This is a genomic window from Prescottella equi (assembly GCF_020171745.1).
Lineage (GTDB): Bacteria > Actinomycetota > Actinomycetes > Mycobacteriales > Mycobacteriaceae > Prescottella > Prescottella equi_A.
In genome coordinates this window covers 272441-295559 of the sequence record NZ_JAIVAH010000007.1, presented here as the reverse complement: position 1 = coordinate 295559, position 23119 = coordinate 272441, and the positions used below count along the sequence as shown (strand labels likewise).

At 68.5% G+C, this 23119-nt stretch carries 21 protein-coding genes; 19 read left to right on the top strand and 2 right to left on the bottom strand.

Annotation, left to right across the window (positions count from 1 at the left end; all coding sequences use genetic code 11):
- Positions 1 to 72 precede the first annotated feature (72 nt).
- From LCL87_RS06410 to LCL87_RS06345, 14 genes are all read left to right on the top strand, one after another.
- Positions 73 to 1278 carry an amidohydrolase family protein gene (locus LCL87_RS06410; protein ID WP_225017818.1) on the top strand — a complete coding sequence of 402 codons (1206 nt, stop codon included), beginning with the start codon at positions 73 to 75 and terminating at the stop codon, positions 1276 to 1278.
- Between the two features lie 10 nt (positions 1279 to 1288).
- The gene (locus LCL87_RS06405; RefSeq protein ID WP_225017816.1) at positions 1289 to 2161 is read left to right on the top strand and encodes an alpha/beta fold hydrolase; all 873 of its coding nucleotides are present in this window, start codon (positions 1289 to 1291) and stop codon (positions 2159 to 2161) included.
- A gap of 48 nt (positions 2162 to 2209) precedes the next feature.
- The gene (locus tag LCL87_RS06400; protein WP_225017814.1) at positions 2210 to 2965 is read left to right on the top strand and encodes a class II aldolase/adducin family protein; all 756 of its coding nucleotides are present in this window, start codon (positions 2210 to 2212) and stop codon (positions 2963 to 2965) included.
- Positions 2962 to 3270, top strand: a complete 309-nt coding sequence (locus LCL87_RS06395) for a galactose-1-phosphate uridylyltransferase (protein ID WP_225017812.1) — start codon at positions 2962 to 2964, stop codon at positions 3268 to 3270. Before LCL87_RS06400 ends, LCL87_RS06395 begins: the two co-directional genes overlap by 4 nt.
- A complete protein-coding gene (locus LCL87_RS06390; RefSeq protein ID WP_225017811.1) occupies positions 3267 to 4169 on the top strand; it encodes an NAD(P)-dependent oxidoreductase in 903 nt (300 codons plus the stop codon). The genes LCL87_RS06395 and LCL87_RS06390 overlap by 4 nt, the downstream gene beginning before the upstream one ends.
- Positions 4166 to 5383: an alpha-hydroxy acid oxidase gene (locus LCL87_RS06385; RefSeq protein WP_225017809.1), complete on the top strand. Its 1218-nt coding sequence runs from the start codon at positions 4166 to 4168 to the stop codon at positions 5381 to 5383. The genes LCL87_RS06390 and LCL87_RS06385 overlap by 4 nt, the downstream gene beginning before the upstream one ends.
- Positions 5384 to 5462: 79 nt before the next feature.
- Positions 5463 to 6611, top strand: a complete 1149-nt coding sequence (locus LCL87_RS06380) for a steroid 3-ketoacyl-CoA thiolase (RefSeq protein ID WP_225017807.1) — start codon at positions 5463 to 5465, stop codon at positions 6609 to 6611.
- Positions 6611 to 7435: a glucose 1-dehydrogenase gene (locus LCL87_RS06375; protein WP_225017805.1), complete on the top strand. Its 825-nt coding sequence runs from the start codon at positions 6611 to 6613 to the stop codon at positions 7433 to 7435. Before LCL87_RS06380 ends, LCL87_RS06375 begins: the two co-directional genes overlap by 1 nt.
- Before the next feature lie 51 nt (positions 7436 to 7486).
- Positions 7487 to 9130 (top strand): steroid-24-oyl-CoA synthetase, encoded by a 1644-nt coding sequence (gene casG, locus LCL87_RS06370; protein WP_225017803.1) that lies wholly within the window; start codon positions 7487 to 7489, stop codon positions 9128 to 9130.
- Positions 9131 to 9501: 371 nt separating this feature from the next.
- Positions 9502 to 11079 carry an ABC transporter substrate-binding protein gene (locus tag LCL87_RS06365; protein ID WP_225017802.1) on the top strand — a complete coding sequence of 526 codons (1578 nt, stop codon included), beginning with the start codon at positions 9502 to 9504 and terminating at the stop codon, positions 11077 to 11079.
- 39 nt (positions 11080 to 11118) lie between these two features.
- A complete protein-coding gene (locus LCL87_RS06360; protein ID WP_225017800.1) occupies positions 11119 to 12060 on the top strand; it encodes an ABC transporter permease in 942 nt (313 codons plus the stop codon).
- A complete protein-coding gene (locus LCL87_RS06355) occupies positions 12057 to 12944 on the top strand; it encodes an ABC transporter permease (RefSeq protein WP_225017798.1) in 888 nt (295 codons plus the stop codon). The genes LCL87_RS06360 and LCL87_RS06355 overlap by 4 nt, the downstream gene beginning before the upstream one ends.
- Positions 12931 to 13986, top strand: a complete 1056-nt coding sequence (locus tag LCL87_RS06350; protein ID WP_225017796.1) for an ABC transporter ATP-binding protein — start codon at positions 12931 to 12933, stop codon at positions 13984 to 13986. The genes LCL87_RS06355 and LCL87_RS06350 overlap by 14 nt, the downstream gene beginning before the upstream one ends.
- On the top strand, positions 13983 to 14789 hold the full coding sequence (locus LCL87_RS06345; RefSeq protein ID WP_225017794.1) for an ATP-binding cassette domain-containing protein: 807 nt from the start codon (positions 13983 to 13985) through the stop codon (positions 14787 to 14789). The genes LCL87_RS06350 and LCL87_RS06345 overlap by 4 nt, the downstream gene beginning before the upstream one ends.
- Before the next feature lie 7 nt (positions 14790 to 14796).
- On the opposite strand, the gene LCL87_RS06340 is transcribed toward LCL87_RS06345, so the two are convergent.
- Positions 14797 to 16362, bottom strand: a complete 1566-nt coding sequence (locus LCL87_RS06340; RefSeq protein WP_225017792.1) for an MFS transporter — start codon at positions 16360 to 16362, stop codon at positions 14797 to 14799.
- Between the two features lie 73 nt (positions 16363 to 16435).
- On the opposite strand from LCL87_RS06340, the gene LCL87_RS06335 reads away from it, so the two are divergent.
- Positions 16436 to 17179 carry a TetR/AcrR family transcriptional regulator gene (locus LCL87_RS06335; RefSeq protein ID WP_225017790.1) on the top strand — a complete coding sequence of 248 codons (744 nt, stop codon included), beginning with the start codon at positions 16436 to 16438 and terminating at the stop codon, positions 17177 to 17179.
- Here LCL87_RS06335 and LCL87_RS06330 read toward each other — a convergent pair.
- Positions 17099 to 18142, bottom strand: a complete 1044-nt coding sequence (locus tag LCL87_RS06330) for an adenylate/guanylate cyclase domain-containing protein (protein ID WP_225017789.1) — start codon at positions 18140 to 18142, stop codon at positions 17099 to 17101. The two genes, LCL87_RS06335 and LCL87_RS06330, sit on opposite strands and share 81 nt — an antisense overlap.
- A 124-nt stretch (positions 18143 to 18266) precedes the next feature.
- Between LCL87_RS06330 and LCL87_RS06325 the strand changes: the two genes are divergently transcribed.
- The 4 genes from LCL87_RS06325 (at position 18267) to LCL87_RS06310 (ending at position 23117) form a co-directional block, all read left to right on the top strand.
- Positions 18267 to 19028, top strand: a complete 762-nt coding sequence (locus LCL87_RS06325; protein WP_225017787.1) for a DUF6319 family protein — start codon at positions 18267 to 18269, stop codon at positions 19026 to 19028.
- A 184-nt stretch (positions 19029 to 19212) separates the two neighbouring features.
- On the top strand, positions 19213 to 19869 hold the full coding sequence (locus LCL87_RS06320) for a S1 family peptidase (RefSeq protein ID WP_225017901.1): 657 nt from the start codon (positions 19213 to 19215) through the stop codon (positions 19867 to 19869).
- A 252-nt stretch (positions 19870 to 20121) separates the two neighbouring features.
- The gene (locus LCL87_RS06315) at positions 20122 to 21768 is read left to right on the top strand and encodes an AMP-binding protein (RefSeq protein WP_225017785.1); all 1647 of its coding nucleotides are present in this window, start codon (positions 20122 to 20124) and stop codon (positions 21766 to 21768) included.
- 47 nt (positions 21769 to 21815) lie between these two features.
- Entirely contained in the window at positions 21816 to 23117 is a 1302-nt protein-coding gene (locus LCL87_RS06310) for an MFS transporter (protein ID WP_225017783.1), read from the top strand.
- Positions 23118 to 23119 lie beyond the last annotated feature (2 nt).

Sequence of the window (23119 nt, the reverse complement as noted above, 5' to 3'; positions counted from 1 at the left end):
TCGCATAGTGATAACACCTCGGGCAAGGCCTCTCACGAAGAAGCCTCCCGTGATCCTCCGAAGGAGCGTGCCGTGACGGCTGTCAATCAGGAACTCGACCCCGAACTCTTCAACCCCGAGCCGGAACCGGCCGAGGTCAAGTACACGGTCATCTCCGTCGACGACCATGTGGTCGAGCCGGCGCACCTGTTCGAGACGTGGATGCCGGCGTCGCTCAAGGACCGTGGCCCGAAGATCCTCGAGGACGAGAACGGTGCGCAGGTCTGGGAGTTCGACGGCAACATCTACTCCCAGGTCGGCATGAACGCCGTCGCGGGCCGGCGCAAGGAGTCCGTCAAGTACGAGCCGTTCCGCTTCGATCAGATGCGCCCGGGCTGCTACGACATCCATGCCCGCGTCGCGGACATGGACAAGGGTGGCATCTGGGCGATGCTCAACTTCCCGTCGCAGATCACCGGATTCTGCGGCCGGGTGTTCGCGCACGCCTCCGACAAGGAGGTGGGCATCGCCGCGGTGCGGGCGTGGAACGACTGGCTCTACAACGAGTGGCACCTCGAGTACCCGACCCGGGTGATCCCCGGTGGCATCACCTACCTCACCGATCCGGTCGAGGCCGTCAAGGAGATCAAGCGCAACGCGGCGCGCGGCTTCACGTCGGTCACCTTCCCGGAGCGTCCGCACGCGATCGGTCTTCCGTCGCTGTGGGATCGCGATCACTGGGACCCGATCATCCAGGCCTGCGTCGACACCGACACCGTGATCTCGCTGCACGTCGGCAGCTCGGGCATGTACCAGTACCCGCAGGGTGCGCCGGGACTGCAGTTGGGCGCCACCATGTTCGGCCAGCTGTCGCTCGGCGCGTGCAGCGAGTGGCTGTGGTCGGGCTACCCCAAGGAGCACCCGACGCTGAAGATCGCGATGAGCGAGGGTGGCATCGGCTGGGTGCCGATGCTGATCGACCGCCTGGACAACATCATCGACCGCTCCGGCTACGGCCTGGGCTGGGACGAGCGTCCGTCGGACATCCTGCGTCGCAACTTCTGGTTCTGCACGCTCGACGACCCGTCCACCATCGCGCTGCGCCACGTCATCGGCGTCGAGAACATCATGCTCGAGACGGACTACCCGCACGGTGACGGCACCTGGCCGCACACCCAGAGCGTCCTCGAGAACTACTGGGGCGACATCCCCGCTGACGAGATGCGGATGATGTGCAGCGAGAATGCCGCCAAGCTGTACCGGCACCCGCTGCCCGAGATCGTCCTGCCCCGGGGCTGAGGAGCGTCGCTTGATCGTCGACGTGGGTGAGGTGGAGATAGCGGTCCGGGTGGTGGGTTCCGGCCCACCCCTGCTGCTCCTGCACGGGTATCCGCAGACCGGCCGTGTGTGGCGGCGGGTCGCGGACGCCCTGGCCGACCGCTTCACGGTCGTGACCACGGATCTGCGGGGGTACGGCGGCAGCAGCAAGCCGGCGGGCGACGACGCCCACACGACGTATTCCAAGCGGGCGATGGCCGGCGACCAGGTAGAAGTCATGCGCAGGTTGGGCTTCGAGAGATTCGCGGTCGCCGGTCACGACCGGGGTGCGCGGGTGGTGCATCGCATGTGCCTGGACCATCCCGACCGGGTGGTCCAGGCCGCACTGCTCGACATCCTGCCGACGTCGGAGGTCTACGCGACCACCGATCGCCAGTTGGCGACCATGTACTTCCACTGGTTCTTCCTGATCCGGCCGCACGCCCTCGCCGAGCAACTCATCGACGGGAACCCGGACGCGTGGATGGACAACGTGCTCGGCCTGGCCGGAGGCGCGGCCACCTCGATGTCGGAGGAGGACATCGAGCACTACAAGAGTTACTTCCGTGACCCGGCGGTGGTCCACGCGACGTGCGAGGACTACCGGGCCGGTGCGTCCGTCGATCTCGAGCACGACGCGCTCGATGCCGGGCGCCGGGTCGCCTGCCCGGTGCTCGTGCTGTGGGGCGACCGGGGCCCGCTCACCCGACGCGAACACCCACTGAACGTCTGGAAGCGGTTTGCACACAACGTCACCGGACACGCCGTCCCGGGAGGTCACTTCTTCATCGATGATTCGCCCGACGACGTCGGCCGTGCAATCGCAGAGTTCTTCGAACCGTGGCGGTGCGGCGAACTCGACTGAGAGTCACCCGAGGCCGACGTGCCTCGTAACACGAGAGGAGCTACTTCGTTGGAATTCACACCCACCGCAGATCGTCTGATCCCGGAACTCGACGCGCGGGAGGAGATCGTCCTGCTCGGCCGCACGCTGTGGAACGAGGGCTACCGCGACCACCTGGCCGGCCACATCACCTACAACCTCGGCGACGGCACGCTGCTGTGCAACCCGTGGCTGCTCACGTGGGAGGAGATGTCCCCGGAGGACATTCTGCGAATCGATCTGCAGGGCAACCTCATCGAGGGTGACTGGCCGGTGCCGCTCGGCATCCCGCTGCACCTGGCGCTGCACAACGCCCGCCCCGACGTGGTGTGGGCGCTGCACAACCACTCCGAGTACGGCACGGTGTGGGGCGACATCAAGGAGGTACCGCCCGCGTACGACCAGAGTTCGAGCCTCGGCGGCGGCGAGCTGGTCCTGGTCGACGAGTACGACGGCGCCGTCAACAGCATGGAGGCCGCGGAGAAGGCGGTCCGTGCGATCGGTGACGCGGATCGGGCGCTGTTGGGCGGCCACGGCGTCTTCGTCATCGCCGACACCGCACGGGCGGTCTACCTCCGCGCGGTGGCGCTCGAGCAGCGCTGCAAGAACGCGTGGATGGTGCGTGTCGCGGGCGGACCGGACAAGACGTCGCTCCCGGACTGGTGGCTCGACCGGCAGCTGAAGAACGACGGCAACGGCTACCACGGTTTCTGGGAGGCGGCGGTGCGCGTGGCATTGCGCGCCGAACCGGCTCTCGCGCAGAAGATTCTGTCCCGGCCGCGATGACCGAGACGTTCACGACGGACGTGGCGGTGGGACCGGACGCGGACTCGTCCGGTCCCACCGTCGACCGTCCGGCCGACATCTTCACCTGTCGCGAGGTCATCCGGATCATCTCCGGCGTCGAGCGACGGCCGCCGGGTGAGCGGCTCGACGAGTACTACTGGGCCGAACTACTCGCCGGGTGTACCGAATCCGAGGTACTCGAGGCGACGTGGGAGCACTATCGGCGGCACTCGCGGCCGATCTGGCCGGCCGACATCCTCGGCTGGGTGGCGGCCCGGCGAGCCGACGGCGAGTCCGAGCGATGACGTCGACGGTGGTGCTCGTCCCCGACGAGCGCGGGGTGTCCGCGCTCGCGGGGATACCGGACGTGCGCGCGGTCGTCTACGACCCGGAATCCCCGCAACTCCCGAGCGGTGCGGGCGACGCCGAGATCCTCGTGGCGAACGGCCTCGATCCGGCCGAGTCCGGGCCCCTCTTCGCGCAGTTGCCGCGGCTGCGGATGGTGCAGCTGTTCAGTTCGGGCGTCGAGCGGTGGACAAAAGTCGTGCCCGACGGCGTCACAGTGTCGAACGCGGACCACGTTCACGGCGGTGCGGTGGCGGAGTGGGTGGTCGCGCAGTTGCTCGCCCACGTCCGGGATCTCGCGGGATATCGGATCAAGCAGCAGAACCGGCAGTGGCAGGCGCACCGCACCGGGACGCTGTCCGGCAGCGACGTGCTCGTGTTCGGGGCGGGCGACATCGGTGAGCACCTTCGTCGACGGCTCGAACCTTTCGGCTGTACGGTCACCCTGGTCGGACGGACGGCCCGAACGGGCGTCGTGGATTTCGGTCAGGGCCGGGCCACGCTCGGTGGCAGGGACATCGTGATCCTGGCTCTGCCGCTGGATGATTCGACAAGGCGCCTCGCAGATGCGGGGTTCCTCGAGGCGATGAAGGACGGTGCGGTGCTGATCAATGCCGGACGGGGTGAGCTCGTGGATACGGAAGCGCTTCTCGGTGAGGCCGGGCGGGTGAACGCGATCCTCGATGTCACCGATCCCGAACCGCTCCCCACGGAGCATCCCCTCTGGGCTGCACCCGGCGTCGTGGTGACGCCGCATGCGGCCGGCATCACCGACGACGTGCTCGACCGGTGCTGGTCCGCGGCCGCGCGCAAGATCTCCGCGTACGCCGCCGCATCCCGTGCGGGGGTGTCCGGGTGAGGGCATTCGGGTTCGACTGGCAGTGGCGGGCGTCCGGAGACCCGCTGAGCGTCGAGGACTACCGCCGCGCCGCGAGTCGCAAATTGCCGCGCATGGTGTGGTCGTACATCGAGGGCGGCGCCGACGACCTGCGGACCGTCGCGGGCAACCGATCGGCCTTCGACGACTGGTGGCTGGTGCCGAGCGTGCTGGCCGGCCACGACACCCACGACCTCTCCACTCGGGTTGCGGGACTGCCGGTCTCGCTGCCCGTTCTCACCGCACCCACCGGGTTCAACGGACTCACCCGGTGGAGCGGCGATCTCGACTCGATCCGGGCCGCCGAGCGCGTGGGCACCCGGTGCGTCGTGAGCACGGCGTCGACGTGGTCGGTCGAGGAGCTCGCGGACGCGGCCGGCGAGCGGCACGCCTTCCAGCTGTATCCGGGGTCGGGCGGCGTCGCCGCGGCGCTCATGGCCCGGGCGTGGGCAGCGGGATTCCGGTCGCTGTTCGTCACGGTCGACGTCCCGGCCGTCGGGAACCGTGAGGGCGAGAAGCGGTCGGGGATGGGCGTGCCGCCGGTCCTGACGCCGCGTCGCCTGCTCGACGTCTCGCGGCACCCGCGCTGGGCCTACGACGTGGTCAAGTACCGGCGCATCGGCGGCCGCAACCTGGCGTCCGGCGACGGCGTGACCGCGGCGCTCGCGTCGATCGAGGTCCAGGAACGCCATCTCGTGCAGTCGCGGCTGAACTGGGACGACCTGGCCTGGATGCGGGACCACTGGCAGGGCACCGTGCACCTCAAGGGCGTGTTGCGGCCCGAGGACGCGGTGCGGGCGGTGGAACTCGGACTCGACGGTGTCGTCGTGTCGAATCACGGTGGCCGCCAGCTGGACGGCTGCGTACCGTCGCTGACGGCGCTGCCCGACGTGGCCGACGCCGTGGCCGGACGGGCCGAGGTGCTGCTCGACGGCGGCATCCGCCGCGGCACCGACGTGATCAAGGCGCTCGCGCTCGGGGCGGACGCGGTGCTCGTCGGCCGGCCGTGCCTGTACGGCATGGCCGTCGCGGGTGACCGCGGGGTCGAGCACGTGCTCACGATCCTGCGGGACGAGATCGAGCGCGCGATGACGCTGCTCGGGGTGCGCGACGTCCGGGACCTCGACCGCTCGCACGTGCGCCCGGCGGTCGGAAATCAGAACGGGGTTCCTGTGCAGGCGTTTACCACCCAGTGAGACTCGCGCCACAACGGAACTGAATTCCTCGGTATCAAGAATCGCGTTCCACACATCTGTCTGCTCGAGGAGGACTGCAATGGGTAACCCGGTGATCGTGGATGTGGCGAGGTCTCCGATCGGTCGGCGTGGTGGCTGGCTGTCCGGACTGCACGCCGCGGAACTGCTGGGCGCCGTCCAGTCCGGGATTCTCGAGCGTCTGGATCTCGATCCGGCGCTCGTCGAGCAGGTCATCGGCGGTTGCGTCACGCAGGCCGGCGAGCAGGCGTCGAACGTCAGCCGCAACGCGTGGCTGCACGCGGGTCTGCCGGAGCGGACCGGCGTGACGACCATCGACGCCCAGTGCGGCTCCGGGCAGCAGTCGGTGCAGCTGATCGCGGCGCAGATCGCCGCCGGCGTCATCGATGCCGGCATGGCGTGCGGCGTCGAGGCGATGTCCCGGGTTCCGCTGCTGTCGAACATCAAGGGCGACGTCGGCAGCCCCAAGCCGCCGGGCTGGACCGTCGACATCCCGGCCCAGTTCGAGGGCGCCGACCGCATCGCGCGCCGACGCGGCCTCACCCGCGAGGACCTCGACGCGTTCGGTCTGCGGTCGCAGCAGCGCGCGGCGCAGGCGTGGGCGGACGGCCGGTTCGACCGCGCGATCATCCCGGTCAAGGCGCCCGGCGCCGACGGCGCAGCCCCCAGCGAGGTGTCGCGTGACCAGGGACTGCGGGAGACCTCGATGGAGGCACTCGCCCGCCTGAACCCGGTCCTCGAGGGCGGCCTGCACACGGCGGGCACGTCGTCGCAGATCTCGGACGGCGCCGCCGCGGCGGTGCTGATGGACGAGGCCCGGGCCCGTGATCTCGGTCTGCGCCCGCGGGCGCGGATCGTCTCGCAGTGCCTCATCGGTGCGGAGACGCACTTCCTGCTCGACGGTCCGGTGCAGGCCACCGAGTACCTGCTCGCGCGAACCGGACTGTCGGTCAGCGACATCGACCTCTTCGAGGTCAACGAGGCGTTCGCAGCGGTCCCGATGTCGATGGCCCGCGTGCACGGTGTCGACGAGGACCGACTCAACGTGAACGGCGGCGCGATCGCCCTGGGCCACCCGGTGGGTTCGTCGGGCGTCCGACTGATCGGCGCGGTGATCGACGAACTCGAGCGTCGCGACGGCGAGCGCGCACTGGTCGCGGTGTGCGCGGGTGGGGCCATGGCAACCGGAGCGATCGTCGAGCGCATCTGATGCCCGCCCAGCTCACGGGACTCGACGGGAAGGTCGCGGTCGTCACCGGTGCCGGGCGGATGCGCTCGATCGGCCGGGAGATCGCGGTCGAACTCGCCCGTGCCGGTTGCGATGTCGTCGTCACCGGTACCGGGCGGACGCCGGACCGCTACACCGACGAGGAGAAGGCCGACGGTTGGCGTGACATCGAATCCGTCGCCGACGAGATCCGTGCGCTGGGCCGGAAGGCCGCCGCCGTCGTCGCGGACGTCGCCGACGAGGAGTCGGTGAACACCCTGCTCGCTCAGGTGCAGGAGGAGTTCGGCGGTGTCGACATCCTCGTCAACAACGCGGCCGCGGCCCGCGGCGGCGATCGCGTCCCGGTGACGGAGCTGGACGTCGACGTGTGGGACCGGGTACTCCGGGTCAATCTGCGGGGGACGTTCCTGATGAGCCGAGCCTTCGCGCGGGCGATGGTCGAGCGCGGCGCGGGCGGCTGCATCGTCAACATCTCCTCGATCGGCGGGAAGCTCGGTGGCGCGAATACCGCCGCCTACGCCGCCTCGAAGGCGGGGGTCCAGTCGCTGACGTCGTCGATGGCGAAGGAACTCGGGCCGTCCGGGATCCGGGTCAACGCGCTGTGTCCCGGCGTCACCTCGACCAGCCGGCTCGACGACTGGCCGGCGGATGTGTGGCAGAAGTACGTGGAGGCCAACATTCCGCTGCAGCGCGCGGGTAGTCCGCGCGAAGTGGCCTGGGCCGCCGTCTTCCTGGCCAGCGATCAGGCGGCCTGGGTGAGTGGCCAATCATGGAACATCGACGGCGGCCAGCTGACGATCCGCTGATCCGGGCCGCCGACCCGGCCCCGAACTGTCCTTCCCCGGAAAGGTGTTGTGATGTCCGAGATTCGTCCAGTGCCGGATGCGCGCGCGGAAGCCGTGGCGCGACTGACGGCGCCCGGTGCGGCGTTCGAGATCGCCCCGGAGCCCGTACGGGGCGCGGCGATGCCGGTGTTCCGCAACCGGCACCGTTCCCTGTACGAGGTGCTGGTGGCGTCGGCTCGCTACGGTGACGCCGAGTATCTGGTGTGCGACGACCTGCGGCTCACGTTCGCCGAGCATCTGGATCGGGTCGCCTCGCTGGCCCGGGAACTGCGATCCCGGTACGGGATCAGTGCAGGTGATCGGGTTGCGATCCTGTCCGCGAACAACGCCGAGTGGATCATGACGTTCTGGGCGGCCACCGCGCTCGGGGCCGTCACGGTGGGGATGAACTCGTTGTGGTCGTCCCGCGAGATCGCCTACGGAATAGAGCTTTCGGAGCCGAATCTGATCGTGGCGGACGGGCCGCGGCGGGAGCTGATGGGAGCGGTGGACGTCCCGGTGCTGTCCACCGAGGTCGACATCCCCGCGCTGTCGACGGCGAGCCCGGGCTCCGAGCTTCCGGTGCCCGAGGTGGCCGAGGACGATCCTGCGGTCATTCTGTTCACCAGTGGGACGACGGGTCGGCCGAAGGGTGCGACGCATTCGCAGCGGAATATGGTGGCCGCGGTCGATTTCCACCGATTCAACGATGCGTTGGCGGCCGAGTTGGGGCGTGCTCCGAGTGCGCGCCGGTTCCTGCTGGCGACGCCGCTGTTCCACATCGCGGCCCTGCACAACCTGGCGGTTCCGCGGTTGGCGTTCGGGGATACCGCGGTGATCACGACGGGCCGGTTCGACATCGATCGGGTGCTCGGTCTGATCGAGCGTGAACGTTTGACGAACTGGGGTGCGGTGCCCACCATGATCAGTCGGCTCGTCGAGCACGGTGATCTGGAGTCCTACGATCTGTCGTCGCTGCAGACGATCTCGGTCAGTTCGGCGCCGTCGTCGGCGGCATTGAAGGAGCGGCTGCGCCAGGTGTTGCCGGCGGCCGGTCGGTCGTTGGGCACGACGTACGGGCTGACGGAGTCGTCGTCGGCGGCCACCCTCGCGACGGCGGCCGACCTGGCGGCCCGTCCGGACACCGTCGGCACCGCGGTCCCGACCATGCGGGTCGAGGTCCGGGACGAGGCCGGACAGTTGGTGCCGGACGGTGTCGAGGGCGAGATCTACGTGCGGGGCCCCCTGGTGATGCTGGGGTACTGGAACAACCCGGAGGCGACCGCGGCGACGATCGACGAGACCGGCTGGATGGCGACCGGCGATCTGGGCACGATGGAGGACGGGTATCTCCGGATCAGCAGTCGCCGTTCCGATCTCATCCTCCGTGGCGGCGAGAACGTCTACCCGGCCGAGGTCGAGGACGTCCTCGTCGAGCATCCGGCGGTGCGGGAGTGCATCGTTGTCGGGATCGAGCACGCCGACTACGGCGAGGAGGTCTGCGCGGTGGTCGTCGTCGATTCCGATGCGCAGGTGACGGGAGAGGAGTTGGCCGGGTTCATGACCGAGCGGATCGCGCGGTACAAGGTGCCGAGCCGGTGGGTCCTCCGGGGTGAGGAACTGCCGCGCAACGCGACCGGCAAGGTCAAGCGGGTGGAAGTTCTGGCTACTCTGTAGTAGGTATTCTCCCGAAAAATGCTGTAGCCAACAGAAACTGGCCGGTACGTGCCGCGTGGGTGCGTACCGGCTCAGTGCTGTCCGGACGAGTATCGCGGTGGATGGCGTCGGATGCACGCTCGGGTCTGCGTATCGACGTTTCCACTTGCGCAACGAGCGTTGCGTGCTGTTATTGTCGTCACAGCAGTGGTGAGATCGGAATCACTTTCTGCTGCTTGTATTTCGGGTGCGTCGAGACGGCGCCCCGACTCGGCGCGGACCGTCCGAACTGAACGACAGTCGGACAGGTGAATCGCCCGCCGCAGCTCGACACGGCAGATGCGCGTACACGCGATCGGTGGTTCGATCGTGGATCTTCGGGAGGACACAGGATGAGGGACAAGTGGATTCGTGGGTCGAGGAACCTGGCGGCGGTCGCGGTCGCCGCGGTGGCGCTGGCCGGATGCGGTGGTGGTGCATCGTCCTCGACGACATCGTCGGGTAACTCCGGCGATCTCGACACGTCCGCGACCCTGCGTGTCGCGACTGCCGCGCCGTCCCGGAATCTCGATCCCTATCTGCAGACCAGCGTCGGTGGATACGGATACCTCTCGCCCATCTTCGACCGGCTGACCGTGGTCGATGCCGACGGCAATCTCGAACCGGGGCTTGCGGAGTCGTGGGAGTTCGCCCCCGACGGCTCGTACCTGGAACTGAAGCTGCGCAAGGGTGTGACCTTCCACGACGGTGCCCCGTTCGATGCGGCCGCGGTGGTAGCCAACATCAAGCGCGGCCAGACGATGGAAGGCAGCACCGTGGTGGCTGCGCTGAAGAGCATCACCGGTACCGACGTCGTCGACGAGCACACGGTGCGGCTGCGGCTGGCTCCGGGCGCGGGCGTCGAGCTGCCGGGCGTCTTCAGCAACAACGCGGGAATGATGATCAGCCCGAAGTTCATCGAGGCCGGCACCGATATCCGCAACAACCCGGGCAAGAGCGGATCGGGTGCGTACGAGGTCGCCTCCTACGTGCCCGAGGAGTCGCTCACCCTCGTGCGGGCAGCGGGCACCAACTGGGATCCGGAGGCCGGTAAGGTCGCCGGGATCGAGATCAAGGCGATGCCCGATGCCAGCACCCGGTTGAACGGTCTCAAGACCGGCGCTGTGGACATCAGCTGGGTCAGCTCCGCCAACGAGGTCGTCGAGGCGCAGTCGCTCGCGAAGAGTGGCACCCTCGCGGTCGACGAGGTCTCCTTCCGCAATGTCCTCGGTGTGTACATGCGGGCCCAGGGCGATCTGGCCAAGCCGGAAGTTCGTCAGGCCGTGGCCTACTCGATCGATCCCGCGGCGGTCAGCGCGTTGTTCTCCGGCACCTGCACGCCTCGTCAACAGTTGTTCCCGGCCGGCAGCTGGGCGGCGGACGACTCCTACGAGTACCCGTACGCCTTCGACCTGGAGAAGGCCAAGAGCCTCGTCCAAGGGGTCGGCGGAGCACCGAAGATCACCCTGACCTTCGGTGCGGGAACGAACACCGAGAAGCCCGCAAACGTCATCCAGTCCATGCTCGCGGCAGCGGGGCTCGACGCCGAACTCAATCCGGTGCCGAACAGTCAGAACGAACCGCGCTACGTGGCCGGTGACTTCCAGTCCATGGTCGCCAACAGCTTCACGCCGCGGGTCGATCCGGCCGAGACCGTCAGCACGTACATCACCGGACCGTACGACCTGTCGAACGGCAACCCGCAGATCAAGGAACTCGCCACGAAGGCAGCGAATCCGACTCTGTCGCAGGACGAGCGCGCGCCCATGTACCAGGACATCGCGGAGCAGACCTTGAAGGAGGCGATGTTCGTGCCGATCTGCAACCTCACCAATGCGACCGTCGCGACCGGCAAGGTCACGGACATCGACGGAATCGCCTGGGTGAACAACGGTCTGTTCGACATCCGCCACGTGGGCATCGCGAAGTAGCCGTCGTCGACGGTCATCGACATCTGTTGAGGGGCAGCCATGTTGCGTTATGCCGGTAGGCGGTTGTTGGCAGCGATTCCGCTGCTGCTGGTCGTGCCGTTCCTGATTTTCGTGTTGATCGATCTGGCGCCGGGTGATCCCGCGGTGGTCTTGGCGGGTGAGGATGCGACGCCGGAGCGGTTGGCGGAGTTGCGGGCGACGTTGAATCTGGATCAGAACGTGTTCGTGCGTTATCTGGACTGGGTGGGGTCGGTGCTGAGCGGCGATCTCGGGACGTCGCTGTTGTCGAATCAGTCGGTGGCGGATCTGTTGTTGCGGCGGATGGCGACGACGTTGTCGCTGGTCGGGTTCGCGATGGTGCTGGCCGTGGTGATCGGCGTGGTGCTCGGTGTGCTGGGGTCGCTGCGTCCGGGTGGCGTGGTGGATCGGGCGATCAACGTGATCGCGTCGATCGCGATCGCGATCCCGGCGTTCTGGTTCGGTCTGGTGCTGGTGTCGTTGTTCGCGGTGTCGAACCAGATCTTCCCGGCGTTCGGGTATGCCCCGTTGTCGGATGGTGTGGTGCCGTGGTTCCAGCATCTGGTGTTGCCGGGTGTGGCGCTGGCGTTGCTGCCGGCGGCGGAGGTGACGTTGCAGTTGCGTTCGGCGCTCGGTCAGGTGATGGGCAGCGACTACATCCTGAACGCGAAGGCCCGCGGGCTGGGCACGGCCAGTGTGGTCCTCAAGCACGGTCTGAAGAACGCGTGCATCCCGGTGGTGACGGTGTTGGGGTTCCGGGTCGCGGAGGTCCTCGGCGGCGCGGTGACGATCGAGATCATCTACAGCATGCCGGGAATGGGATCGCTGGCGGTCAACAGTGTGCAGAACCATGATGTTCCGGTGCTGCTCGGGTTCGTGCTGTTCACCACGTGCGTGGTGGTGTTGGTGAACCTGTTGGTCGACATCTCGTACGGCTACTTCAACCCGAAGGTGCGCGCATGACAACGAGTTTGCCTTCCGAAGTTACCGCCGACCGCGTCCCGGGGGTCGCCGGGCGCGCGTGGGGATTCGTGCGACGTCGTCCGGTGACGGCGATCGCCGGGGCATTCGTACTGCTGTTGGTGCTGATGGCGATCTTCGCGCCGCTGATCGCGCCGTACGATCCGTACGCGCAGGACGTGGTCAACCGGCTGCAGCCGCCGTCGTCGGCGCACTGGCTCGGGACCGACGACTACGGCCGGGATGTGCTGAGCCGGTTGATCTACGGTTCACGGATCTCGTTGCAGGCGTCGCTGCAGGCGGTGGCGCTGGCGTTGGTGCTGGGATTGCCGTTGGGCGTGATCGCCGGTTACCGGGGCGGTTGGGTGGACACGGTGCTGACCCGGATCATGGATGCGCTGATGAGTGCCCCGTCGCTGGTGCTGGCGATCACGATCGTCGCAGTGCTGGGATCGGGCATCACCAACGCGATGCTCGCGGTCGGTCTGGTGATGGCACCACGGTTCTATCGGGTGGCGCGGGCGTCGACGATGGACGTGCGCGGGGATACGTACATCGAGGCGTCGGTGGCGTTGGGGTGCACGACGTCCCGCACGATCGTCCGGCACATCCTGCCGAACGTGATGCCCCCGATCGTGCTGGTCATCTCCGTCTCGCTGGGTACCGCGGTCGCGGCGGAGGCGAGCCTGAGTTTCCTCGGGTTGGGTGCCAAGGCGCCGGCGGCGAGCTGGGGATCGATGCTCAGCACCGCGGCGTCCAACATGCAGCTGGCCCCGTATCTGGTGTGGCCGCCCGGCGTGATGATCTTCCTGACGGTGCTGGCGTTCACGTATCTCGGCGACGGTGTGCGCCGGGCGTTGACGAGGAGTCGCAATGGCAACAACTGACACGCTCGTTCGCCCCGATCGGGCCCCGGTCGACCCCGCCACGCCGCTGCTGCGGGTGCGGGATCTGACGGTGCAGTTCCCGGCCGGCCGCAAGGAGTGGGTGACCGCGGTCGACGGGGTCTCCTTCGACGTCGCCGCCGGTGAATCCGTCGCCCTGGTGGGTGAATCCGGGTCCGGCAAGACCGTGTCCTCGCTCGCGGTGATGGGGCTGACGCCCGACACCGGGGGCCGGATCGCGCGCGGCAGCGTCGAGTTCGACGGCCGCGATCTGACGCAGCTGCCCGCCAAGGAGTGGCGGGGTTTGCGCGGCACCGGGATGGGCATGATCTTCCAGCAGCCGATCCGGTCCCTGAACCCCGCCTACACGGTCGGTGATCAGATCGCCGAGTCGGTGCGCAAGCACCTGGGTCTGGACCGCAAGGCCGCGATGGCGCGGGCGGTCGAGATGCTCGAGTTGGTGCAGATCCCGCGGGCAGCGGACCGGGTGCGCGAGTACCCGCACGCGTTCAGCGGCGGCATGTGCCAGCGGGTGATGATCGCGATGGTCATGGCGTGCAACCCGCGGCTGCTGATCGCGGACGAGCCGACCACCGCACTGGATGTGACGGTGCAGGAGACGATCCTGGACCTGCTGCGGGATCTGCAGCAGCAGACCGGGATCTCGCTGCTGTTCGTCACCCACGACCTCGGCGTCGTCGCGGAACTGTGCGAGCGGGTCGTCGTGATGTACGCCGGTGAGGTCATCGAGGACGGCCGCGCCGACGAGGTGTTCTTCACGCCCCAGCACCCGTACACGTCCGGACTGCTCGCCTCGATCCCGCGGCCGGGTGCCGGCACCGATCGCCGGTTGACGGCGATCCCGGGTCGGATCCCCGCGGCGGGGGAGTGGCCGGCCGGCTGCCACTTCCACGACCGCTGCACCCACGCGGCCGCCGGCTTGTGTGACACCACCCATCCCGCGCTGGCCGCGACGACCCCCGGACGCGCTGCCCGCTGCCTGCGGGTGACGGATCTGCACCTGGAAGGAGTGAGCGCGTCGTGAGTCTGCTCGAGGTCGCGAACCTGACGAAGTCGTTCTCCACCCGCCGAGACTTCCTCGGCCGCAGGACCGGGTGGACGCACGCGGTCAAGGATGTCTCGTTCACCCTCGACGCCGGGGAATGCCTGGCCGTCGTCGGCGAGTCCGGCGCCGGGAAGTCCACGGTCGGGCGCATGGTGTTGCGCCTGATCGAACCCGACACCGGCACGGTCGTCTTCGACGGCGAGGACGTCCGCGCCGCGAAGCCCGCCCGGCTGCGGGCGATGCGGCGCGGGATGCAGATGATCTTCCAGGATCCGCATTCCTCGCTCGACCCGCGGATGACGGTGGCCGACGCGGTGATCGAACCGCTGATCGTGCACACCGACCTCGACCGGGCTGCACGCCGGGCCCGGGCGCAGGAGTTGCTCGACAAGGTCGGTATCGGGCCCCGGTACCTCGGCCGGTACCCGGCCGAGTTGTCCGGCGGACAGCTCCAGCGCGTCGCGATCGCCCGGGCGTTGACGCTGGAGCCGAAGATGATCGTGTGCGACGAACCCGTTGCCGCGCTGGATGTCTCGGTGCGTGCGCAGGTGCTGAACCTGTTGCGGGACCTGCAGGAGGAACTCGGCCTGGCCTACCTGTTCGTGTGTCACGACCTCGCACTGATCGAGGTCATCGCCGACCGGGTGATGGTCATGAAATCCGGCGAGGTCGTCGAAACCGGCACCGTCGAGCAGATCTACGCCTCGCCCACACAGGCCTACACCCGCCAACTCCTCGACGCCATCCCCGTCCCCGTCCCGAGAGCGGCACGCCCGGCCTGATCCGGGATCAGTCGACGTCGGCCAGCGACTCCACCCCGGACTCCTCGTCGATCGACGCGATCCCGCGCCCGCCGGGCGCCCAGAATCCGAGCGCGACGGCGCTGACCAGCATGACGCCGGCCAGCGCCAGCGAGGCCTCCTGCATGCCGTGCAGGAACGACTCCTTCGCGAAGTCCGCTAGCTGCCGGCCCTGCGGGCCCGCCAGTTTCGACACTTCGAGCGCGGCGGCCAGCGAGTCGCCGACCGGCTGTTTGGCCTGCTCGGGCACCGCGTCGACGGCGGGCGCAATGTTGCGTCCGTATCCGGCCGCGAGCACGCTGCCGGCGAGGGCGACACCGATCGCGGCACCGATCTCGCGGGTCGCGTCGTTGACGGCGGACGCCACGCCCTGCTTGGCCGCGGGGGTGTTCTGCACGATCGCCGTCGTCGCGGGCGCGGTGCACAGGCCGAGGCCGACGGCCGCGATCAGCAACGGCACGGCGACGTCGCGGTACGTGCTGTCGGCGTCCAGTTGCCCGATCAGCGCGAGCGAGACGCCGAGAACCGCGAGCCCGACGAGCGTGAGGACGCGCAGCCCGATGTGCGGAATCAGCCACGGCGCCGCCACCGACAGCCCGATGACCACCACGGCGATCGGCGCGAGCGCGAGGGCCGACTGCAACGGCGAGTACCCGAGCACCAGTTGCAGGTGCTGGATGATGAGGAAGAACAGGCCGAACGTCGCGAGGAACTGCATCAGCAGCGAAACCGCACCGACGCCGAACGTGCGGTTGCCGAACAGACGCACGTCGAGCAGCGGATGTTCGGTACGGGCCTCGACGACCGCGAACAGCACCCCGGCGGCCAGGCCCCCGATGATCGCGGCGAGCACCCACGGATCGAGCCAACCCCGCCCCGGCGCTTCGATGATGCCGAGGACGAACAGTCCGATCGCACCGGCACTCAGGACCGCCCCGCGGACGTCGAACGCGTGGGACTGTTCGTCCCGAGACGAGGGGATGGTGAAGGCCAGCGCGAACAGCACGGCGGACACACCGGCGAGGCCGATGAAGATCGCGTGCCACGACCACCTCTCGAGCAGCAGGCCCGACCCGATGAGTCCGGCGATGCCGCCCGATCCCGCCACGCCCGACCAGATTCCGACGGCCTTGGAGCGTTGTGCCGCAGGGAAACTCGCGGTGAGGATCGACAGCGTCGCCGGCATCACGAACGCGGCACCGAGGCCCGCGACCGCGCGGGCGCCGATGATCTGGGTAGGGCTGTCCAGCACGATCGGGGACGCCGAGGCGAGGGCGAACAGCAGCAGGCCGATGACGAGCAGGCCGCGCCGTCCGTAGCGGTCGCCGAGGGCGCCGGACGGCAGCAGCAGGCAGGCGAGGGCCAGGGTGTAGCCGTCGACGATCCAGGTGAGCTGGGACTGCGTGGCCCCGGTGTCCCGGGCGAGGTCGGCGAGCGCGGTGTTGAGCGCCGCCATCGCGGCCACGACCAGGGCGACCGCCGCGCACGACACGGTGAGCGTCCAGATCTGGCCCCGGGTCATCCGGTCGGCCGTTCCGGTGTACTTTCCAGCCATGCGGGCCTCCCCGTAGGAAACAAGACTGTCAGTATCGTAGGTGGACTGATGGTTCCACAAGAGGTGGTGGCGGATGGGTACGGAAGACAGGGACGGAGCGGCGGCCGAGCAGGACCCCCGCAGGGCCCGGTCGCGGGCGCGGCTGCTCGACGCGGCGACGACCCTGCTCGTCAAGGGCGGCACGGAGGCGGTGACGATCGACGCGGTCACCAAACTCGCGAAGGTGGCGCGGGCGACGCTGTACCGGCACTTCGACAGCGGCACCGAACTGGTGGCCGCGGCGTTCGGCAAGCTGGTGGCACCCGCGCCGGAGGCCGCCGTCGCCGGTGACCTGCGCGAACAGCTCATCGAGTTGCTCACCGCCCAGGCGCGGATGATCGAGGACGCGCCGATGCACATCACCGCGCTGTGCTGGCTGGGGATGGGACCGGCACTCGACGACTACTCGAGCGCCTCGGACCTCGAGGCCACCGAACAGCCCGGGAAGAACCGGCCCGAGCTCCGGTCGCTGCGTGAACACGTCGTCGTGCAGTATCGGGCGGCGTTCGACCGCGTGCTCGGCACCGACGAGGCGAAGACCCAGCTGGGCGTTTTCGACTACGACCTCGCGCTCGCGCAGCTGGTCGGGCCGCTCGTCTTCACGCGGCTCGCGACCCTCGCGCCGCTCGGGCCCGACGCGTGCGTGAGGATCGTCGACGACTTCCTCGCGGCCAGGCAGTCCGATCGCTCCCGCGCCTCAGCGCTCGTCCCGGTCCCGCCCGGGACGCAGGGCGAAGGCTCGGAGCCGGGAGTAGCCGCGGACGCGGAAGGGGCGTAGCGAGCGCAGCTGGACGCCGTCGTCGTCCACGAGCGCCGCGGACAGTTCGGCGTCGACCAGCACCGTCCCCGGGCGTGCCGCGCTGGTCAGCCGCGCCGCGATGTTGACGGCCTCGCCGAACAGATCGCCGAAGCGGACGAGGACCGGGCCGAGGGCCAGGCCCACGCGCAGATCCGGTTGTTCCGGGTGGGCCTGTGCTGCGTCCTGCAGTCCCAGCGCGATCCGTGCCGCGTCGGATGCGTGTTCGGCCGCGAACATCACTTCGTCGCCGACGTTCTTGATCACCCAGCCGCCGCCCTGCGTGATGATCGACGTGGTCTGCGACTCGAAGTCCTCGAGCAGCGAGCTCAGCTCGTCGACCCGGATCCGGCGGGTCAGGCTCGTGTAGCCGACCATGTCGGCGAATCCGACGACGAGGGTCCGGTGCGTGGTGTTCTCGCCGACGCTGCCGGCCCGGCGCGCGGTGGCGGCCGCGAGGTGCCGGCGCCACACGTACGACTGCAGCGCCTCGACGGTGGGCAGCAGTCCCGAGGTGAGCGCGCCGACGGCGTCGCGCAGGGACTGCTCGTCGAGCGTGCCGGCGTCCAGGTGCGTGGCGGCGAGCTCCTCGGCCAGGTGTGAATTGAGCACCGCGACCTGCCACTCCGCGAGCCGGGACATCGACTGACCGAGCGCCCGGGTGGCCGCGACCGCTGCGTCCGGGGCGAGCGCCCCGCTGTCGACGAAGGCGACCAGACCCCTCAACGCGGCGGCGTCGGCGTCGGTGAACATCGTCGCGTCGGGGTCGGCGTCGATCGCGAAACCCATCGACACCCACAGGCGTTGCGCGCGTTCGAGGGGCACGCCGGCGAGCTCGGCCACCTGTTCGCGGGTGTACCGGCGCGGGCCGCCGAGGAGCGTCTGCTCCACTTCCGACTGGATGAGGCCGAGCACGGTGGGATCGAGGTGCTCGGAGAGTTCCAACGCACGCCCCTTTCGTGATGGTCGCCCCAAGAATGAACCACGCGATGGCGGGCCGCAACGACTGTCGGGTGCCTGTGGGAAGGTAGCGGTGCAAGCAGTCAGTCTGTACCAGGAGGACCCCATCATGCCGCCCCGCAGTCGTTCTGGAGCAGGCTCGACAACGCCGGAACATCTCACCGCGGAGAACCTCGAGACGCTGGCAGCAGCCGTCGCCGAGGGCAAGCGCGCCACCGTATACCTGCGCGAGGCCACCCCGAGCCTCGGTATCGAGGCCGGATGCTCGGCGAAAGTCGTTTCCGTGGAAGGGAACACGGTCATCATCAGCCCCAAGGGGGTCAACGACGAGCTTCCGTTCGAAGCGGAGGAACTGCGCATGACCCGCAAGGCGCCGGAACCGGCCAAGCCGGCCCGCCCGGCCAAGTCGGCGGCCCCCGCGCCCAAGCCCGCAGCAGCCCCGGCGCCCAGGCCTGTGACGGTGCCCGCGCCCAAGCCCGCAGCCGCCCCCGCCCCGAAGCCCGCGGCGGCAGCGCCCGCACCCAAGCCGGCCCCCGCGCCTGCCCCGGTCACCAGCACTGCGCCCGCAGCGCCCGCGCCGCGCCGCGCGAAGAAGGCCCCGGGTGGTGTGAGCGTGACGATTCACGCCGGCGCCGAGAACGACTGGACCGTGACCGTGACGCACGGCGCGAAGCGCCCCGGCAAGGCCACTCCGGTCAGTCCCGACGCCGTCGATCGCGCGATGCGTGAACTCGGCGACGACGTTGCGCTCGAGGCGGTCCAATCGGTCATTTCCGCAGCCAGAGAGGCTGCGGAGCAGCGAATTGCCGCATTGTCGAAGGAACTCGAGGATGCGCGACGCGCCCTCGAAGCGCTGGGGGCGACCTCCTAGTCGGCGATTGGGTGACGATCGGATGAAGCCCGCCCGAGCGTCGACGCTCGGGTGGGAAAGTTGCCGGTGAGTGTCCCGCCGACTCGGGCGCGCAAGCGGCCGGGGGCGTGCAAGCAAGGCTGACAGCAGGCATGTGGCGGTGATCGACCGATGGCACATTCGTAGCGCCAAGCGGGAGGGCAACATGCTCAAGCGACTTTCCTTGATCTTCGCGGCGTTGGCGGTGATCGCCGGCATGCTCAGCGTCGGCACCGCGACCGCGGCGCCACCCAGAGCCGTCCTGGGCGGCGGGTCCGGAATCGTGATCGACGATATGTATCAGTGCACGCTCACCACGATCGGGCACGACAACGCCGGCCGACTCGTCGGCATCACCGCGGGTCACTGCGGCGAGGCGGGCTGGCCCGTGGTGCCCGAGTCCGATCCGGATGCGGGCGTGGTGGGCCGGTTCGTCGTGTCGAACTCCGACTACGACTATGCGGTGATCGAGTTCGATCCCGCGAAGGTCACCCCGGTGAACACGATCGGCCAGGTCACGATCACCGACATCGGTAAGCCGGCCCAGTTCCCGGCCACCGCGTGCAAGCAGGGGCGCACCACCGGGCACACGTGCGGCATCGTCTACGGCGACCTCCTGCAGTCGCAGGAGACGTGGACGCAGATGTGCGTCATCGAGGGTGACTCCGGATCGCCGGTCGTCGTCGGGACCACTCTGGTCGCGATGGTGAACGCTTATCTCGGGGTGGCCTGCCTCGGTCCGGAACTCGGCACCAACATGACGGCGATCATCGACAACATCAATGCGACAGGTGGCGTCGGGGCGGGCTACAGACCCATCTGACGCACCGCTGCCACCGCATTCTCCGGAACGTGCCGGACCCGCTCTCGGGTCCGGCACGTTCCGTCTGACGGGGATTCGCCGAACCTGCAGGCGCTCGCAGGAGGCTCCCACTTGACAGTGGATGTGTGACCCGTAACACTCGCTAACCATTACCGAGCGATCGATCGGTCGGTCGTTTGTTGGAAATGTCCGGTCGGGCGACGCCGCGAACGGTTTCTCGTTCGGGTTCGCTGCTGGAAGGGAGTTGGTCTCGTGTCCCACAAGTGGGTTCGTCTCTATCCGAACGATGTCGATCCGCAGCCGCAACTGCGGTCCGAGTCCCTCGTCGACGCATGGAAGGAGCGTGTCGCCGCCCATCCGGACGGTGTCGCGGTGCGGTACTTCGACGGGACGCTCACCTCGAGGGAGCTGGACGAGGAGTCGGATGCGCTCGCTGTGGGACTGCAGGAGAGGGGGGTTCGCCAAGGTGACCGTGTCGGGATCTACCTCCAGAACATCCCGCAGTACGCGATCTCGATGCTGGCCCTGTGGAAGGTAGGGGCCGCGGCGCTGTTGCTCAATCCCATGTACCGCGGCCAGGAACTTCGGCATCTGGTGGCCGATGCCGGCGCCGTGGGGCTCATCTGCGCCGACACCGTCGCATCGGTGACCGCCGAAGCGTTGCGGGGTACCTCGGTCGGTTGGATCGTCACGACCTGCGATCTCGACTACCAGAGCCGCAACGACCCTCGGGTTTTCGCCGAGGCGGATCGGAGCCCGAGTCCGGTGGGCGAGGCCATGGCCGACGTCGTGGCGCGTCACCGCGGCAGTCGGCCTCCGCAGCTTCGGTTGAACGGGGACGACCTCGCGATCGTCGCCTACACCTCGGGCACGACCGGCGCGCCGAAGGGTAGTCGCAATACGCATGCGAACGTCCTCGCGGTGGCGCGCACCTACGGCGATTTCGTCGGGATGGCCGACGGCGACGTCGTGTTCGCGGTGGCGCCGCTCTTCCACATCACCGGCGCCGTGATCAACGCGGTGGTGGCGCTGGTGCGGGACTGTGCGCTCGTGTTCGCCAATCGGTTCCATCCCGAGGTCACTCTCGAAGCCTTCGTCGAACACGGGGTGACGTTCACGATCGGCTCGATCACCGTCTTCAACGCGCTGTACCGGGTGCCCGGCGCGTCGGCCGAGCACTTCGCCTCGGTCAAGACGCTCTACTCGGGTGGGGCACCGATCCCCCCGGCCACGGTGCGCAAGTTCGAGGACCGATTCGGTCACTACATCCACAACGCGTTCGGGATGACCGAGACGTCCTCGGGGGTCGTCGCAGTGCCTCCGGGCGTGCGCGCCCCTGTCGATACCGAGAGTGGATCGCTGGCGATCGGCATCCCTCTGCCCCTCGTCGAGGCGCGCATCGTGGACGAGCGCGGCGAACCGGTCCCGGTCGGGACGCCGGGTGAGTTGGAACTGGCCGGACCGCAGATCATCTCGGGCTATCTCGGGCGTCCGGACGACACTGCGAAGACCTTTCCGGGTGGTCGGCTCCGCACGGGCGACGTCGCGATCATGGACGAGGCCGGTTGGATCCACCTCGTCGACCGTCTCAAGGACCAGATCAACGTCTCCGGCTACAAGGTGTGGCCGCGGGAGGTGGAGAGCGCGCTGCACGAGCACCCCGGTGTCTACGAGGCGGGAGTGACCGGTGAACCCGACGACTACCAGGGCGAACGAGTGGTCGCGTACGTCGCACTCAACCCTGGCGCCGACGTGGACGAATCGGAACTCGTCGCGTTCGTCGGCGATCGTCTGGCCGCCTACAAGAGGCCGCGGCGCGTCCACATCGTCGACGCCATCCCCAAGACTCTCACGGGAAAGATCCGGCGTACCGACCTGCGAACGCAGTCGGCGTCCTGAATCCCGTTATCTGACAAACCTATCCAACGACAAGGCTGGAGTAGTCCGTGGCATCTGAGGTCATCGAGAGGGATCGGCTCGCGTCGACGTCCGGATCGGACATCCGATCGAAGAAGAAGTCGCTCCTCGCAAGCGCGGTCGGCAACGTGCTGGAGTGGTACGAGTGGAGTGCGTACGCGGTGTTCGCCCCGTTCATCGCCGCCGTCGTGTTCGACAGTTCCAACCCGGTCTCCGCCCTGTTGTCGACCCTCGCCGTCTTCGCGGTCGGGTTCCTCATGCGACCGCTCGGCGGCATCGTGTTCGGCCGGATCGCGGACCGGCGGGGCCGCAAGTTCGTGCTCGTGACCACGATGCTGATGATGGCCGGCGGCAGTCTCGTCATCGGCATCATGCCGACGTACGAGTCCGTCGGCATCTGGGCATCGGTGATCCTGTTGGCCGCGCGCATCACTCAGGGATTCGCGCACGGCGGCGAGTCCGCGACGGCGTACTCGTACGTGAGTGAGATCGCGCCACCGCACCGCCGTGGAATGTGGGGAAGTGTCGCCTTCATCGCCATCTTCGGTGGATCCGCGCTCGCGTACTCGGTGGGTGGCGGCGTGACGTCGGTGCTGTCGGACGGTGCGGTGGCGAGTTGGGGCTGGCGCATCCCGTTCCTGATCGGTGCGATGCTCGCGCTCGTCGCGCTGTACCTGCGCCGCAGCATGGAGGAAAGCGAGGTCTTCGACGCCCAGGCCGGCGACGACAGCCCTCGCATTCCTCGGGCGACGGTCGTGCGCGCGGTGTTGCTGATGATCGGCATGACGTCCGGAATCACTGCGGCGCACTACACCTGGACGTCGTACATCTCGACCTACGCGATCACGCAGAAGAACATGAATCCGGACACCGCGTACTGGATGCTCGTCGTCGCCCAGTTGATCGCGCTCGTGTCGCTGCCGTTCTGGGGGCTGCTCTCGGACCGGATCGGCCGACGACCGATGCTCTTCGCATTCGCCGGACTGATGTTCGTGCTGCAGTTCCCGCTCACGGCGATGATCACCTCCGCGGGCTGGACGCTGCTCGTCGCGACAACCGTTGCACTGCTTGTGGTGTCGATCCCGGCATCGGTCCTCTCGGCGACCCTGTCCGAGAGCTTCCCCACCAAGCTGCGGACGCAGGCCATCGGCTTCGCGTACTCGATCTCGGTCGCGGTGTTCGGCGGATCGTCGCCCTACCTCAACCAGCTCCTGGTGGGGCAGGGTATCGGGTGGGCGTTCAGCATCTACATCATGGTGCTGTGCGCCTTCACCGGCCTCGCGTGCCTGTTCATGAGGGAGACCAAGGGGATCCGTCTCGAGGACGCCTGATC